This window comes from Halomonas sp. WWR20, from assembly GCF_054602495.1.
In genome coordinates this window covers 115,420-129,845 of the sequence record NZ_JBTRHR010000007.1, presented here as the reverse complement: position 1 = coordinate 129,845, position 14,426 = coordinate 115,420, and the positions used below count along the sequence as shown (strand labels likewise).

Here is a 14,426-nt window from a genome sequence, read left to right as displayed (position 1 = left end):
TTCAGATGCAGCTGTTTAGCTGTCCTCCCTTCCCCTTGTATTACTCGTTTATAAGTGCATGGCCCCAGGTAGCCGCATTTAGGTAGGCTCGGCGACCATATCCCAATTTATCTCACCGATGATCGAATATATCCATGGCTATAACCCTACCGTGTAAGAAGCGCTGGGCTTAATAATATTAAACAAAAGTCATGTTTTGGCGTAAAAGTGATTTTCATAGCAGTTGGTTTACATGGCAGGATGCCATTATGTTTAATCTCTTTCTCCAGCTTGCTTGTCCGGAATGCCATAACGCCATTCTTGGGAGAAGTCGGCCATCGCTCGTTGACTTTTCAGGCGAGGCCTAGTGTCGATCGTAAATTGGTTATATGCGTGGAAAGGGTTTCCTTCGGAGTCTCCAGCTCAGCCATGATGTGCTCGATGTATACCGGCTCGGCGCTCATGTTGCTAATAGTACACTGCGACTGAGAGCCCGCCGTCTTGCCACGGTCGATAAACAGTAGCGGATGCCGCTGACGGCAGAAACTCTGCATACATAAGAAAGAGGAAGGCTAGCCGGACAGGTACGATGCTTCCAGTCGTCACAACGATCAGTGCCTTCGAATTCTGAGAAATCCCATCGAATATTGATCTTCTTATCTTTATCGGTGAGCCACCTTGGCCAATATGGTGTAGCAGGCCTCCGTTAGCCGAACCCCGCTTTTTATAGGTCGGGTCTGGCTGGCGCAGTTTAGACGCTGACCAACTACGGTAACTTGATTTTAAATGACCGTCAGGTTGATTTCACAGGGTTTTTAAAACCTTGATGATTGATATGGCTCTAATATATTTAACAAGCTAACAGTTAAATATTTATCGATCCTCTCATAGCCAGGAAGTGACCCCATGACTGATAAGCGCAACACCGATAAAGGTAACATGTCCGTAAGCGAAGCGGGGAAGAAAGGTAGCCAGGCGACTTCGAAAAGCCATGGTAAAGAATTCTATGAAGATATCGGCCATAAAGGCGGCGAGAATAGCGGGTGGGAACTTCAAGAGCGATCCTGAAAGAGCCTCAGAAACTGGCAAGAAAGGCGGTGAACATAGTCATGGTGGCGGCCGTAACTCCAAAGTCGGTTAGGCGCTTATCGATGTAAGATATTGCCCTGAAAGGTTATTTGCGTATTGCTCAATACAAGCTTAAAGGGCGGCGGGGCAAGTCCCACCCTTTTATTGCTTATTTTTAACGACTTTATTTATATTTTTTTGTTCATATATATGTCTCAAGGATATGCTTTGCGGGTTATAGACTGTCACTGAGGTTTTTATTCGTTATGGCGCGCTTCTTACATTGCCACTGCTATTGTCAAGGGATGAGCTTCGAACGTATCGGATTTTCCCGTGCTAAAGCAGCAAGGAGCTAAGTTAAGTTAATTGATAACCTATGTCTTATCGTTTGGTTTGTTGGGGTATTTAAAGGGCTTTACAGGGCAAGTTTTCACTTGTTAAAGTGCTGGCCTGCGATGAGTAGCGACTAGGACGGTCGCCAGTGTAAGGAAATGCGCGGTCAGGATGACCGGGGCGTGGGGAAGGAGGCAACAGCGGCAGGATGCCGGGATACAGTGCCATGGAAGCCTGAGGACTTATCGCATTCCAGAGCATAAGCTCTGCAGCCCAGCTACCGCTGGGCTTTTTTTATTTATGGTATTAAGTTTAATTAGACCTGCGGCAGGTTTCCTGTAACAGGCTTTTTTTAAAGAATATCTTCAAGGATAGGGGTGTGGATTTGAATCTTTATATTAAACATGCTTAATCATAATTAGATTTTTTTGCCTTGGATACCTTTTGTTACACCGAGTGGCTTGCGAAACGCTTACTCGAGTGGCTAACCTGTAACGGCACGTGACCAAGGCGGTCTTCTAAGGCTAAGGAAAGCCTCGTGCTTCTTGATTAAGGCATGATGTTATTACAGGTTGCGCATTGGACATACTGCCTATCAGCCATTGCATTTAATGTTCCATTATCTTCCCCACAACCTTCGACCGGCCAGCACGAATAATGGTCGCCACAATCCTCTCGTCTGCCTGTACACTTCCGAGTAGCTTTTTCAATAAAGAGTCATGACATGCCGATGAGCTTGTGGTTGTCGTTGGCGGCCGTCTGTGCCATGGGGGCGATGTCACCCGGCCCGAGCCTGGCCATGGTGCTGCGCCACACTTTGGGCGGTGGGAGGTCGTCGGGTGTGGTTGCCGCCCTTTGCCATGCCCTGGGCGTGGGAGGGTATGCGTTTCTGACCGTTTGGGGATTGGGGGCCGTCATTGCCCACCAGCCGCTGCTGTTCCGCGCCATTCTCTGGGGGGGCGCGTTGTATCTTGCCTGGCTGGGGATCAAGTCGCTGCGGGCTGGCCGTGGTGGGGCGCTGGATGCTCGGCCCGTCACGACCAGCCACACTCAGGCGGCGCGAGAAGGCCTGCTGGTCGCCTTGGCCAATCCCAAGCTGATCCTATTCTTCGTCGCGTTGCTCAGCCAATTCGTCAGCACCGACATGGATTGGCAGGCCAGGAGCCTGATCGTGGCCACGGCGACTCTGATTGACGGTGGCTGGTATGTTCTGGTGGCACTGGCCTTGTCGCACTCCCGCGTGCTGCCCTGGCTGCAGACCAGGGCGCACTGGATCAACCGCCTGACCGGTATCGTGCTGCTGATACTGGCGGTTCGGGTCGCCTTGGGGCCGCTACTTTCCGCTCAGTGATGATGGCCCTCTGCCGCGCTGACGCCTTCGTTCGCTTGCCGGACCCAGACCTCGAGTTCGATGCTGCCGCGCTGGTCGAACTCAAGCGTCAGTGGAAAATGCTCACCCTCTTGCAGCGAATGATCGAGGCCTAGCAGCATCAGATGATAGCCGCTTCCCGGGCGCATCTTCAGCGCCTCGCCGGAGGCGATCTCAAGGCGTTCGACATGGCGCATGCGCATCATGCCACTTTTGACCTGCATATCATGGACTTCGACACGTGATGCCACCGGGCTGGAAGCGCCTATCAACCTGGCGGGCGTCTCTCCGGTCACCGTGATATCCACGTAGGCTGCCCCATTGGGCGCACCCGGCGGAGTCGGCGTAGCGAAGGGCCGCGCGAAACGCAGGTCCTGAAGCGGGGGCTCGTGTGCCTGAGGGGCGGACGCGACGATGGTTAATAGTAGCGTCGCGGCGATGCATTGCGCGATAACGCGTGGCAAGACATGAGGCATAAGGATCCTGGGACGTTTAGTAGGGCACGCTGCAACGGACAGGTCACCGCGTGCCAAGGTCATCGGTGTCATTCAGGGGAGTATCCTGGCCAGAATGGCAGTAAGCGGGGTGTCAGGCGGGAGTACGCCGTAAACCGGACTGGCCGAGGCGCCAAACCGGGTACGGCAAAACGTTTCGCCGACCTCGGAAGGAGCATGGCGCAACAGCAGCGAAGCCTGCAGGCACTGGGCCATACGCTGTGCCAGCCAGCGTCCCTGTGCCTCGAGCTGTGACGACTCCTCGCTCAGGGTGCGTTCCAACTCGTCCACGGCGCGGTCGTAATCGCGGTGCGCGCCACGCGCAGCCGCCAGCTCGGCATGCAGCGCGTCGACACTCTCCGGATGACGGCTGAGGACGCGCAACACGTCGAGGCATATGACATTACCCGACCCTTCCCAGATCGAATTGACCGGTGCTTCGCGATACAGTCGGGCGAGGGGCGTTTCTTCCACGTAGCCGATGCCGCCCAGACACTCCATGGCCTCGGCCATGAAGCCGGGGCTGCGTTTGTTGTGCCAGAACTTGGCCAGGGCGGGGGCGATGCGTGCCAGCGCCTTGTCCATTTCGCTATGCCCGGCAGCGTCGAAGGCACGAGCGGCGCGCATCGACAGGGCAAGGCTGGCCTCGACCTCCAGTGCCAGATCGGCAATGACGCGGCGCATCAGCGGTTGATCGGCGAGACGGCGGCCGAAGGCCTGGCGCGACTGAACGTGGCGCCAGGCTTCCACCAGGGCCTGACGCATCATGCCCGCCGGCGCGGAGGCAGCATCAAGGCGCGTCTGCTGGACCATGCCGAGAATAGTCGCAATGCCGCGTCCGGGCTCGCCGACCATGCGCGCCCAGGCCTCGCGGTACTCGATCTCGGCGGAGGCATTGGCGCGGTTGCCGCACTTGTCCTTGAGACGTTGAATCTCGATCGCGTTGCGCTCGCCCTGCGGCGTGAAACGCGGTACCAGAAAGCAGGACAGCCCTGCGTCCGTCTGAGCCAGGGTCAGGAACGCATCGGACATCGGCGCGCTGCAGAACCATTTATGCCCAATGAGGCGGTACTCGCCGCCGGCCCCACCGTTGCCAACCGGCAGGGCACGGCTGGTATTGGTGCGGATGTCGCTGCCCCCCTGTTTTTCGGTCATCGCCATGCCGAAGGTAACCGCCGGCTTCTGGCTGGGGGGCAGGGCCCGGCCATCGTAATCTTCGGCCAGCAGTCGCGGGCCCCACTCTTCGAACAGCTCGGGCTGCTGGCGCAGCACGGGAACGGCGGCATGGGTCATGGTAAAGGGGCAGCACACTCCCGGCTCCGCCTGAGTGAGCAGGTAGAGGGCGGCGATATGCGCCTGGTGGCCGCCATTACCTTCCTCCGTCCATGCCACGGCGTGCCAGCCGTTGTCGAAAGCCAGATGCATCAGCTCATGATAGGCGGGGTGATACTCGACCTCGTCCAGGCGCCGGCCATGGCGGTCGAATGCCTTGAGCACGGGGGGGTGCCGGTTGGCCAATTCACCCAATTGCTGAATATGCTGGCTACCGGTGGCGAGTCCGAGCGGGGCCAGACGCTCGAGCACCCAGGGGGGCGCCTCGCGGAGCAGAGCTTCGCGCAGGGGCGTGTCCTGGGCGAGAAGATCCTGATCGCCGGGGAGCTCGGGCTGGTTGTGGACTTCATGGGAGGCCAGGGTCGAGCGAGGCGCATAGTGAGTCATGATAGGGCGTCCTGTAGCAGGGTCTTGTCATTATATGTGCCGAAGCGATGAGGTTGAGCATGCGCAGAGCGTACGTCACGGTCAATACGGGTAGTATAGAATGCACAATGGCTAATGTTTGGCATGTTGGCTGTTCGAACGGTGTGCGATAATCGGGGGGACTAACCTGGAGGGCTGTGATGCCTGGCAATATCAATCCCGCCACACTACGCGAAGAGCAGATTCAACTGGTGGATGCGACCAACCGGCCCTGTGGAAGTGCGCCGCGGACACTGATGCGTCGTTACCATTTCTGGCATCGTGCCACGTACGTGTTCGTGCGCAACCGCCATGGCGAACTGTGTGTTCAGGAGCGTACCCTGACCAAGGAGGTCTTCCCCGGCTATCACGACCTCGCCACCGGCGGGGTCGTTGGCGCAGGAGAGGCAGCGCACGTGGGGGCACGCCGCGAGTTGGCGGAGGAGCTGGGGATTACCGGGGTCACCCTATATCCCTGCTTTGACTTTCGCTTCGCCGAGGGTGGCAATCATATCCATGGCAGTGTATTTCGTGCCGATTACGATGGCCCGCTGAGGCTGCAGCCTGAGGAAGTCGCTTCGGCAAGCTGGATGACGGTCGACCAGGCGTTGGCGCTGGAAACGGCAACGCCGGATAGCCGTGTCGCGTTGCAACGCATGCTGGCCGAAGGCTGGCTTGAGGCATCGTGAGTTGCGCTAGCGTGCTGGGGTCCTGGGCGCTTCGCCTGGGGTAATCGGCGGGTGGCGCCGAGAGCGACAGGTTGGCGTCCGAGGCGCCACATACGCAGCAATGACTTGCCTGACACTATTACCATTGATACTGGGGTGTGCCGACTCGCATGAATTTTTATGTCCACGATTGCCGGACCCCGTTGGGAACGCCATTCAATCTTCGCGCATTGCGCGGCCAAGTGTTGTTGATCGTCAACGTCGCCAGCCAATGCGGCTATACCCCACAGCTCGAAGCATTGGAGCAGTTATACCGCAATTATCGTGATCGGGGGTTTACGGTGCTGGCGTTTCCCTGCAATCAGTTCGGCCGTCAGATGCCCGAATCCGCTACGGCGTTCAGTGCGTTCTGCGAACAGCGCTATGGCGTCACGTTTCCGGTCATGGAGAAAGTGCTGGTCAACGGGCCGGATGCTCATCCGCTGTTCGTGTTCCTGAGGCATCAGGCGCCGGGTGTGCTGGGCAGCACGCCGGTCAAATGGAATTTTACCAAGTTCCTGGTGGGGCGTGACGGACAGGTCATACGCCGTTTTGCACCCCAGGTTCCGCCGCGTAAATTGGCCGCCCATATCGAACAGGCCCTGGACATTCCGTTTTCGGCCTGACACAGCGTTGTGCCATTGTGTGCGCAAGGCGTTCGGAGCGGAGGGTACCGCTTTCCCGTTCAAGCGGGAGGCCGCTCTCCCCGGGCGACCATCAGGCGCACCATCAATTCGCTCCAGCGGTGCCGGGTCATCATCGTGGTTGGCCCCGAAAACAGTACCCAGAAGTTCTTGCGCCAGCCCTTGAGGCGGCGGTTGTGGCGAAGCAGGTCGGCAAGCAGGCGATCCTCGTCGAAGCTGCGCCACTCCCCGGCGATGGACATCTGGCGGCGCGACATGACCGGCGCCAGTTCCAGCCGATAGATCCATTCCAGTTGCTTGAAGGTGAAGTCGTGACGCTGGATCTCCTCCACCATGCCGGCATAGTCGGCTTCATGGGGTTCGCGGTCGAGCCACAGCGGCGCCAGCGCCAGCCACAAGTCGCCGCGCTCGGCGAGCAGGGCCTTGAGGTCGGTTTCGAGATCGTTCATGGCGGCATCGTCTTCCGAGCAAAGCCACCATCTTCGGCCAGCCGGGCCATGCTGACAAGGCGGTAGATAAGCGGACAGTCGTGAGCACAGCCGTTAGAATGCCGGTAGAGGCGGGGATTACCCTGCGCATGCATTAACGACCGAGCAACGAGGCTTCACGTGATCATCAAACCCAAGGTTCGCGGTTTCATCTGTACCACCACGCATCCCGTCGGCTGCGAAAAGAACGTGCTCGAGCAGATCGAGGCGACCCGGGCCCGTGGCGCGGTCGCGGGCGGTCCGCGCAAGGTGCTGGTCATCGGCGCTTCCAGCGGTTATGGCTTGGCGGCACGCATCACCGCGGCTTTCGGGTACGGGGCCGACACGCTGGGCGTGTTCTTCGAAAAGCCCGGCACCGACAAGAAGCCCGGCACCGCCGGCTGGTACAACTCGGCGGCCTTCGACAAGTTCGCCAAGGCCGAAGGGCTCTACAGCAAGTCCATCAATGGCGATGCCTTTTCCCACGAGGCGCGCGAGACAGCCATCGAGCTGATCAAACAGGACATGGGGCAGGTGGATCTGGTGGTCTATTCGCTGGCCTCGCCGGTGCGCAAGCTGCCCGATAGCGGCGAGCTCAAGCGTTCGGCGCTCAAGCCGATCGGCGAGACGTATCGGGCCACCGCCATCGATACCAACAAGGACACCATCATCGAGGCGGAAGTCGAGCCGGCCACCGAGCAGGAAATAGCCGATACCGTGACGGTCATGGGAGGCGAGGACTGGGAGCTGTGGATCGAGGCGCTGGACCAGGCCGGTGTGCTGGCTCCGGGTGCCAAGTCCGTGGCATTCAGCTATATCGGCACCGAGATCACCTGGCCGATCTACTGGCACGGCGCCTTGGGCAAGGCCAAGGAGGATCTCGACCGCGCGGCGAGCGCGATCCACCGCAAGCTCGAGACACGCGGAGGCAACGCTCACGTCGCGGTGCTCAAGTCGGTGGTGACTCAGGCGAGCGCGGCGATTCCGGTCATGCCGCTGTACATCGCCATGGTGTACCGCGTCATGAAGGAACAGGGCCTGCACGAAGGTACCATCGACCAGCTCAACCGCCTGTTCCGCGATCAGCTCTACGGCGAGTCGGCACCTGCGCTCGACGCAGCGGCGCGTCTGCGTCTCGATGACTGGGAACTGCGCGACGACGTCCAGCAGGCCTGCAAGGCTCTATGGCCGCAGGTCACCACCGAGAACCTGTTCGAGATCACCGATTACGCCGGTTACAAGCACGAGTTTCTCAAGCTGTTCGGCTTCGAGCGCGACGATGTCGACTACGATGCCGATGTCGATCCCGTCGTGGAGTTCGACGTCGTTCAGCTTCAAGGATAACAGTGGGCCGCCCGGCGCCGCGGCGCTGCGGACTATCCGCAGCCCGCGGCGACATGGCCGGGGGCTAAAAGGTGTCGCCATGCGAGGGTACCCGATGGGTGCGAAGAGTTTCCGGTGCCGGTGGGGATGGCCGATCCTGCTGGTGCTGCTGTGTGGAGGGTTGATCGGCTGCCAGAGCACCTACTACAACGCTCTGGAGCAGTTGGGCATTCCCAAACGTGAATTGTTGGCCAGTCGGGTCGAGGCCGGTCGCGATGCCCAGCAGGCGGCCGAGGAGCAATTCGTCTCGGCGCTGGAGCGCTTTCAGGCGGTGGTCAGCGTGCCCGAGAGCGAACTGTCGCGAACCTATGCAGCGCTTGAGGCCGAGTATGAGGAGAGCGAAGACGCGGCGCAGCGGGTCCATCAGCGCATCGATGCTATCGAGAGCGTTGCCGAGGCGCTGTTCGAGGAATGGGAAGACGAACTCGATCTCTATCAGAGCGAGAGATACCGGCGACTCTCCGCACAGCAATTGCGAAACACGCGCGAGCGCTACGAATCCATGCTGGCCGCGATGCAGGATGCCGCCGACAGCATGCCGCCGGTGCTCTTGACCATGCGCGATAATGTCTTGTTCTTGAAGCATAACCTCAATGCTCGGGCGATCGGCGCGTTGCAAGGGGAAGTCGCTCAGATGGAAGATGATGTGGCCCGGCTGCGGGCGCGCATGCGCGATGCCATCGCCCGTTCGGATGCCTTTATTGCGGAGCTCGCCACTCACGATGGAGGTTGAGTCGGGAGCCGCTGGCAGCGCTCCCCGTTATGTCGGCTTTCTGTTGTTGCCGGGGTTCTCGCTACTGGCGCAGGCCTGCGCCAGCGAGCCGCTGCATGTGGCCAATCTGCTGGCCGGCCAACGGCTTTACGTCCCGCTGACCTTTGGGCTCGAGGCAAAGGCGGTGAAAAGCGCTGCGGAAATGGCCCTGACACCGGATACGGTCTGCGGCGACGAGACGTGGCATCTCGACATGCTGCTGGTCTGTGGGGCGAGCCCCATGACCGATATCCCGGACCGGGGGCTGTACGTCTGGCTGGGGCGTCTGGCGCGGCGTGGCACTCTGCTGGGGGGAATTGCCGGCGGTGTGCGGGTATTGGCGCGCGCCGGTGTGCTGGAGGGATACCGGGCGACGCTCCCCTGGCAAGGCGCGGAGTCCTTTGCACGGGAATATCCCGCCGTGCGTATCTCCAGTCAGTTGTTCGAAATCGATCGCGACAGGCTGACATGCGGCGGGGGCACGGCAGCGATGGACATGATGATGACGCTGATTGGTCAGCAGCATGGCCATGCGCTGGCCGAGCGCATTTCCGAGCATTTCGTCTGCGAGCGTATTCGCATGGCCGACGAGCCCCAGCACATGCCGCTGAGGTCGCGTTTCAAGCATGCTCCGCAGAGCCTGGTGGACGCCGTCATGCTGATGGAGGCCAATATCGAGGAGCCGCTGACCACTCACGAACTGGCCGAGCATCTGGGCATTTCCCGACGTCAGCTTGAGCGGCTGTTCAAGAAACACCTGCAGGCGGTCCCCAGTCGTTACTATCTGAACCTGCGCCTGCAGGAGGCGCGTAGATTATTGCGCGAAACAGAGCGTGCGGTGGGCGATATCGCTCTGGCCACGGGATTCTCCTCAGGCGCGCATTTCTCCACCGCCTACCGTAACCACTTCGGCATCAGCCCGCGAGACGAACGCCTGCATTCCGCCTGAGCGCCACGCCAGATACTCTTCTAGCGATCCGGCATGACGCTCAGCGGGATTCGACCTGGGTAATGCGCATCGACAGATCGATGGCCTGGATATCCTTGGTCAGTGCACCGATGGAAATGCAGTTCACGCCGGTGTCGGCAATGGCTTTCAAGGTCGCCTCGCTGACGTTACCCGAGGCTTCCAGGATCGCCTGGCCGGCATTGCGCCTGACCGCCTCGCGCATGTCGTCGAGTGAAAAGTTGTCCAGCATGATCACGTCGGCCTGCGCCTCGAGGGCCTGTGCCAGCTCCTCGAGATTTTCCACCTCCACTTCCACCGTGAGGTCGCGAGCAATCTTGCGCGCTTCCTTGACCGCGGCGGCGATACCGCCGCAGGCGGCAATATGGTTCTCCTTGATCAGGAAGGCGTCATAAAGCCCTAGGCGATGATTGTGGCCGCCGCCGCAGGTCACGGCATATTTCTGCGCGGCGCGCAGCCCCGGGAGCGTTTTGCGCGTATCGAGCAGGCGCACCCCGGTGCCTTCCACCAGGCGGGTATAGTGCCGGGTGCGGGTCGCCGTAGCGGAAAGCGTCTGCAGCAGATTGAGCGCGGCGCGTTCGCCGGTGAGCAGGCTGCGAGCCGGGCCTTCGAGTTCGAGAAACGGCTGCTCGGCGTCGAGCGGGTCGCCATCGGCAGCCAGCCAGTGCAGCCTGACGCCGGCATCGAGGCGCCGATAGAGCTCATCGACCCAGGCGACGCCGCACAGCACGGCCGGCTCGCGGGTGATCACCCGCGCCTGGGCCCACTGCTTGGCGGGAATCAGTTGGGCGGAAATGTCGCCGGGACCGATATCTTCGGCCAGCAGGCGGGCGGCACTGGTGCGGATATCTTCCGCAAGGGCGTCGAGCAGGTTCATGGCTGGCGTAGCGTCTCAAAAATGCGAGGATAATACCGGACATTATAGAGAAAGCCGGCTTTCGATGCAGTGGCAGGGAACCCTGAATGCGGATTAACGACCATTGGCTGGAAACGGCGCGACGGGTGCCGTCTCCCAATCACAACGCACGGCCCGAGGGCGAAGTGTCGGCATTGGTGCTGCACTCCATCAGTCTGCCGCCCGGCGTCTTTGGTGGTACGGCCATCGAGCGCTTGTTCACCAATTGCCTGGATCCCGACGAGCATCCTTACTATGTCGGGATTGCCGACATGCGCGTCTCGGCCCATCTGCTGATTCGCCGGCAGGGGGAGTGCGTGCAGTTCGTGCCGTTTGACCGGCGCGCCTGGCATGCCGGGCGCTCTTGCTGGCGCGACGATGGGCATGAGCGGCGTGAGCTCAACGACTTCACGATCGGTATCGAGCTCGAGGGGGACGAGGTCCACCCTTACAAGCTTGCCCAATACCGGGCCCTGGCCGCTGTCACCCAAGGCCTGTGCCATGCCTATCCCATGCTGTCGCCGTCGCGCATCACCGGCCACGCGAACATTGCACCGCTGCGCAAGACCGATCCTGGGCCGGCCTTCGACTGGGCCTACTTTCGTCAGTTACTGGCGGGCCCCGCATCGCTACGCTTGTAGCCACGCTACATGGCGTAAGACGTTTGTTCTGCGGGCTGTCGGTCCCTAAAGCGAGGCCGCCAGGCATGCCTGTCATGGACACAACGAGCCGCACGGATGAAGGGGACGAATTGGCAGCAGACAGTGTTTACGGTATCTTCGTACGCTAGATTCGTGCGTCCTGCACGGCCTTATGTAAAGAATTTACAGCATTTCCCGGAGACACGGCCCATAGAAGGCCGCGCCCGCACTGAAGAGCGCCACGCCCCGTCCCATCAAATGGGGTATGAATGAATCAATGTTTCCTTCATTCGGAGAGACGTCTATGAGTCTGGAGGCAAGAGAAGATCTCGATCCGATCGAAACCACGGAATGGCTTGACTCCCTGGAATCGGTCCTGGATCGCGAGGGCGAGCAACGCGCCCAGTACCTGCTGAGCCGTCTGGCCGACCGTCTGCGCCGTGATGGCATGCAGGTGCCCTTCTCGGTAACGACCCCGCACCGCAACAGTATCCCGGTGCATCGTGAAGCACGCATGCCGGGCGACCTGTTCATGGAACGGCGCATTCGTTCGCTGATTCGTTGGAACATGGCGGCGCAGGTCATCCGTACCAACAAGAAGCACAAGGGGTTGGGCGGCCACCTGGCCAGCTTCATGTCGAGTGCAACTCTCTACGACGTGGGCTTCAACCACTTCTTCCGGGCGGCCGACGGCGACTTCAAGGGCGACTTGATCTATATCCAGGGTCACGTTTCGCCGGGGATCTATGCGCGTTCCTTCCTGGAAGGGCGGCTGTCTGAGGAGCAGATGGACAAGTTCCGCCAGGAGGTCGATGGCGGTGGGCTGCCGTCCTATCCGCACCCTTGGCTGATGCCCGATTACTGGCAGTTTCCGACGGTATCCATGGGCCTGGGGCCGATCACCGCGATCTACCAGGCGCACGTCATGAAGTACCTCGATGCGCGTGGCCTGCAGCCGATGCACGACCGCAAGGTCTGGGCCTTCCTGGGCGACGGTGAGTGCGACGAGCCGGAGTCGCTGGGCGCCATTCACCTGGCCAGCCGCGAGAATCTCGAAAACCTGATCTTCGTGGTCAACTGCAACCTGCAGCGCCTTGATGGGCCGGTGCGCGGCAACGGCCGGATCATGGACGAGCTCGAGGGTGTATTCCGCGGTGCCGGCTGGAACGTCATCAAGGTCGTCTGGGGGCGCTTCTGGGATCCGCTGTTCGAGCAGGACAACAAAGGCATCCTGCAAAAGCGCATGGACGAGGCGGTCGACGGCGAGTACCAGAACTACAAGGCCCAGGGCGGCGCCTACACGCGCGAGCATTTCTTCGGCAAGTACCCCGAAACCGAAGCGATGGTCAAGGACCTCTCCGATGAGGACATTTGGCGCCTCAACCGCGGTGGTCACGACCCGTACAAGGTCTATGCGGCTTATCACGAGGCGTTCCACAACGCCAACGGCAAGCCTACCGTGATCCTGGCGCACACCGTCAAGGGCTACGGCATGGGCGGCGGTTCCGGCGAAGCCGACATGGAAGCCCACCAGATCAAATCGATGGAACCCGAGGCGATCAAGACGTTCCGCGACCGTTTCGGCATTCCGGTCACCGACGAGCAGCTCGAAAACGGCATGCCGTACTACAAACCGGCCGATGACAGTCCGGAAATGAAGTACATGCATCTCATGCGCGAGCGTCTCGGCGGCTACCTGCCGGCCCGCAAGAGCGACTTCGATGCGCTCGAGATTCCCGGGCTCGACGACAAGATGTTCGCCAGCCAGACCAAGGGCTCGGGGGAGCGTGAAGTCTCTTCGACCATGGCTTTCGTGCGCATTCTGAACGGCCTGGTCAAGAACAAGTCCTTCGGCAAGCAGGTGGTGCCGATCGTGCCCGACGAGGCGCGTACCTTCGGTATGGAAGGCATGTTCCGCCAATTGGGCATCTACACTTCCGAAGGCCAGAAGTACGAGCCGATGGATGCCGGGCAGATCATGTTCTACCGCGAGGACAAGGCGGGTCAGATCCTCGAGGAAGGCATTACCGAAGCCGGCGCCATGTCGGCGTGGATCGCTGCGGCAACGTCCTACTCCAGCCACCACATGCCGTTGGTGCCGTTCTTCATCTACTATTCGATGTTCGGCTTCCAGCGCATTGGTGACCTGGCCTGGGCGGCCGGCGACATGCAGGCGCGTGGCTTCATGCTCGGCGGCACGGCGGGGCGCACCACGCTCAATGGCGAAGGCCTGCAGCACCAGGACGGCCACAGCCACATCCTGGCGTCGACCATCCCCAACTGCCGCAGCTACGACCCCACCTATGCCCATGAGGTAGCGGTGATCGTCCAGGACGGCCTGAAGCGGATGTATCAGGACAAGGAGAACTGCTTCTACTACCTGACCCTGATGAACGAGAACTACCCGCATCCGGAAATGCCCGAGGGCAGCGAGGAAGGCATCATCAAGGGCATGTACCTGCTGCGTGAGACCGAGGGCAGCAAGGCCCGCGTCCAGTTGCTGGGCAGCGGTACCATCCTGCGTGAGGTCGAGGCCGCGGCCGAGATGCTCAAGGCGGAATACGACATCGGCGCCGATATCTGGAGCGTGACCAGCTTCAACGAGCTGCGCCGCGAAGCGCTTGGTCTGGATCACGACAGTTTCATCAATCCGGAAGCCGAGCCTTCCAAGCCCTGGATCACCCAGTGCCTGGAAGGCCGCCAAGGGCCGGCGATCGCCTCGACCGACTACATGAAGCTGTTTTCGGATCAGGTTCGCGCCTGGGTTCCCACCGATTACCATGTGCTGGGAACCGATGGTTATGGCCGTTCGGATACGCGCGAGAAATTGCGTTACTTCTTCGAAGTCGATCGCTACTTTGTGGTCGTTGCGGCGCTCAAGGCGTTGGCCGATCGCGGCGAGATCGATCGCAAGCTGATCAAGCAGGCGATGGAGACGTATGGCATCGATCCGAACAAGCCCAACCCCCTGACGTGTTGATCAACCGCGCT

Annotated in this window: 14 protein-coding genes; 10 read left to right on the top strand and 4 right to left on the bottom strand. The window is 60.4% G+C overall.

The annotated features are described in order from the left end of the window. Window positions 1–885: 885 nt before the first annotated feature. The 3 genes from ACW4DH_RS14130 to ACW4DH_RS14120 all read left to right on the top strand — a co-directional run bounded on the left by ACW4DH_RS14130 (window position 886) and on the right by ACW4DH_RS14120 (window position 2,731). Complete coding sequence (locus ACW4DH_RS14130) at window positions 886–1,047, top strand: KGG domain-containing protein (RefSeq protein WP_459637039.1); 162 nt, start codon at window positions 886–888, stop codon at window positions 1,045–1,047. Beyond that, window positions 986–1,120: a con-10 family general stress protein gene (locus ACW4DH_RS14125; RefSeq protein WP_459637038.1), complete on the top strand. Its 135-nt coding sequence runs from the start codon at window positions 986–988 to the stop codon at window positions 1,118–1,120. Before ACW4DH_RS14130 ends, ACW4DH_RS14125 begins: the two co-directional genes overlap by 62 nt. 984 nt (window positions 1,121–2,104) lie before the next feature. Continuing rightward, complete coding sequence (locus tag ACW4DH_RS14120) at window positions 2,105–2,731, top strand: LysE family translocator (RefSeq protein ID WP_459637037.1); 627 nt, start codon at window positions 2,105–2,107, stop codon at window positions 2,729–2,731. On the opposite strand, the gene ACW4DH_RS14115 is transcribed toward ACW4DH_RS14120, so the two are convergent. Both ACW4DH_RS14115 and ACW4DH_RS14110 read right to left on the bottom strand, forming a co-directional pair. Beyond that, entirely contained in the window at window positions 2,725–3,225 is a 501-nt protein-coding gene (locus ACW4DH_RS14115; protein WP_459637036.1) for a copper chaperone PCu(A)C, read from the bottom strand. The genes ACW4DH_RS14120 and ACW4DH_RS14115 overlap by 7 nt on opposite strands. A 72-nt stretch (window positions 3,226–3,297) precedes the next feature. Further along, window positions 3,298–4,962 carry an acyl-CoA dehydrogenase family protein gene (locus ACW4DH_RS14110; protein ID WP_459637035.1) on the bottom strand — a complete coding sequence of 555 codons (1,665 nt, stop codon included), beginning with the start codon at window positions 4,960–4,962 and terminating at the stop codon, window positions 3,298–3,300. 179 nt (window positions 4,963–5,141) lie between these two features. Here ACW4DH_RS14110 and ACW4DH_RS14105 point away from each other — a divergent pair, with 179 nt between their 5' ends. Both ACW4DH_RS14105 and ACW4DH_RS14100 read left to right on the top strand, forming a co-directional pair. Further along, window positions 5,142–5,669: an NUDIX hydrolase gene (locus ACW4DH_RS14105; protein WP_459637034.1), complete on the top strand. Its 528-nt coding sequence runs from the start codon at window positions 5,142–5,144 to the stop codon at window positions 5,667–5,669. 149 nt (window positions 5,670–5,818) lie between these two features. After that, window positions 5,819–6,313 carry a glutathione peroxidase gene (locus ACW4DH_RS14100; protein ID WP_459637033.1) on the top strand — a complete coding sequence of 165 codons (495 nt, stop codon included), beginning with the start codon at window positions 5,819–5,821 and terminating at the stop codon, window positions 6,311–6,313. A gap of 59 nt (window positions 6,314–6,372) precedes the next feature. On the opposite strand, the gene ACW4DH_RS14095 is transcribed toward ACW4DH_RS14100, so the two are convergent. Continuing rightward, window positions 6,373–6,780, bottom strand: coding sequence for a DUF7079 family protein (locus ACW4DH_RS14095; RefSeq protein WP_459637032.1), 408 nt, complete (start codon window positions 6,778–6,780; stop codon window positions 6,373–6,375). Window positions 6,781–6,939: 159 nt separating this feature from the next. Between ACW4DH_RS14095 and fabV the strand changes: the two genes are divergently transcribed. The 3 genes from fabV (at window position 6,940) to ACW4DH_RS14080 (ending at window position 9,881) form a co-directional block, all read left to right on the top strand. Then, on the top strand, window positions 6,940–8,142 hold the full coding sequence (gene fabV, locus ACW4DH_RS14090; protein WP_459637031.1) for an enoyl-ACP reductase FabV: 1,203 nt from the start codon (window positions 6,940–6,942) through the stop codon (window positions 8,140–8,142). Between the two features lie 94 nt (window positions 8,143–8,236). Then, a complete protein-coding gene (locus ACW4DH_RS14085; protein WP_459637030.1) occupies window positions 8,237–8,914 on the top strand; it encodes a DUF2959 domain-containing protein in 678 nt (225 codons plus the stop codon). Further along, window positions 8,904–9,881 carry a GlxA family transcriptional regulator gene (locus tag ACW4DH_RS14080; RefSeq protein WP_459637029.1) on the top strand — a complete coding sequence of 326 codons (978 nt, stop codon included), beginning with the start codon at window positions 8,904–8,906 and terminating at the stop codon, window positions 9,879–9,881. Before ACW4DH_RS14085 ends, ACW4DH_RS14080 begins: the two co-directional genes overlap by 11 nt. A 40-nt stretch (window positions 9,882–9,921) precedes the next feature. Here the strand turns inward: ACW4DH_RS14080 and nadC are convergent, their stop codons facing one another. Continuing rightward, on the bottom strand, window positions 9,922–10,776 hold the full coding sequence (gene nadC / locus ACW4DH_RS14075) for a carboxylating nicotinate-nucleotide diphosphorylase (protein ID WP_459637028.1): 855 nt from the start codon (window positions 10,774–10,776) through the stop codon (window positions 9,922–9,924). A gap of 86 nt (window positions 10,777–10,862) precedes the next feature. On the opposite strand from nadC, the gene ampD reads away from it, so the two are divergent. Then, a complete protein-coding gene (gene ampD / locus ACW4DH_RS14070; protein WP_459637027.1) occupies window positions 10,863–11,435 on the top strand; it encodes a 1,6-anhydro-N-acetylmuramyl-L-alanine amidase AmpD in 573 nt (190 codons plus the stop codon). A gap of 304 nt (window positions 11,436–11,739) precedes the next feature. After that, window positions 11,740–14,415 (top strand): pyruvate dehydrogenase (acetyl-transferring), homodimeric type, encoded by a 2,676-nt coding sequence (gene aceE / locus ACW4DH_RS14065; RefSeq protein WP_459637026.1) that lies wholly within the window; start codon window positions 11,740–11,742, stop codon window positions 14,413–14,415. The last annotated feature ends 11 nt before the right edge of the window (window positions 14,416–14,426 follow it).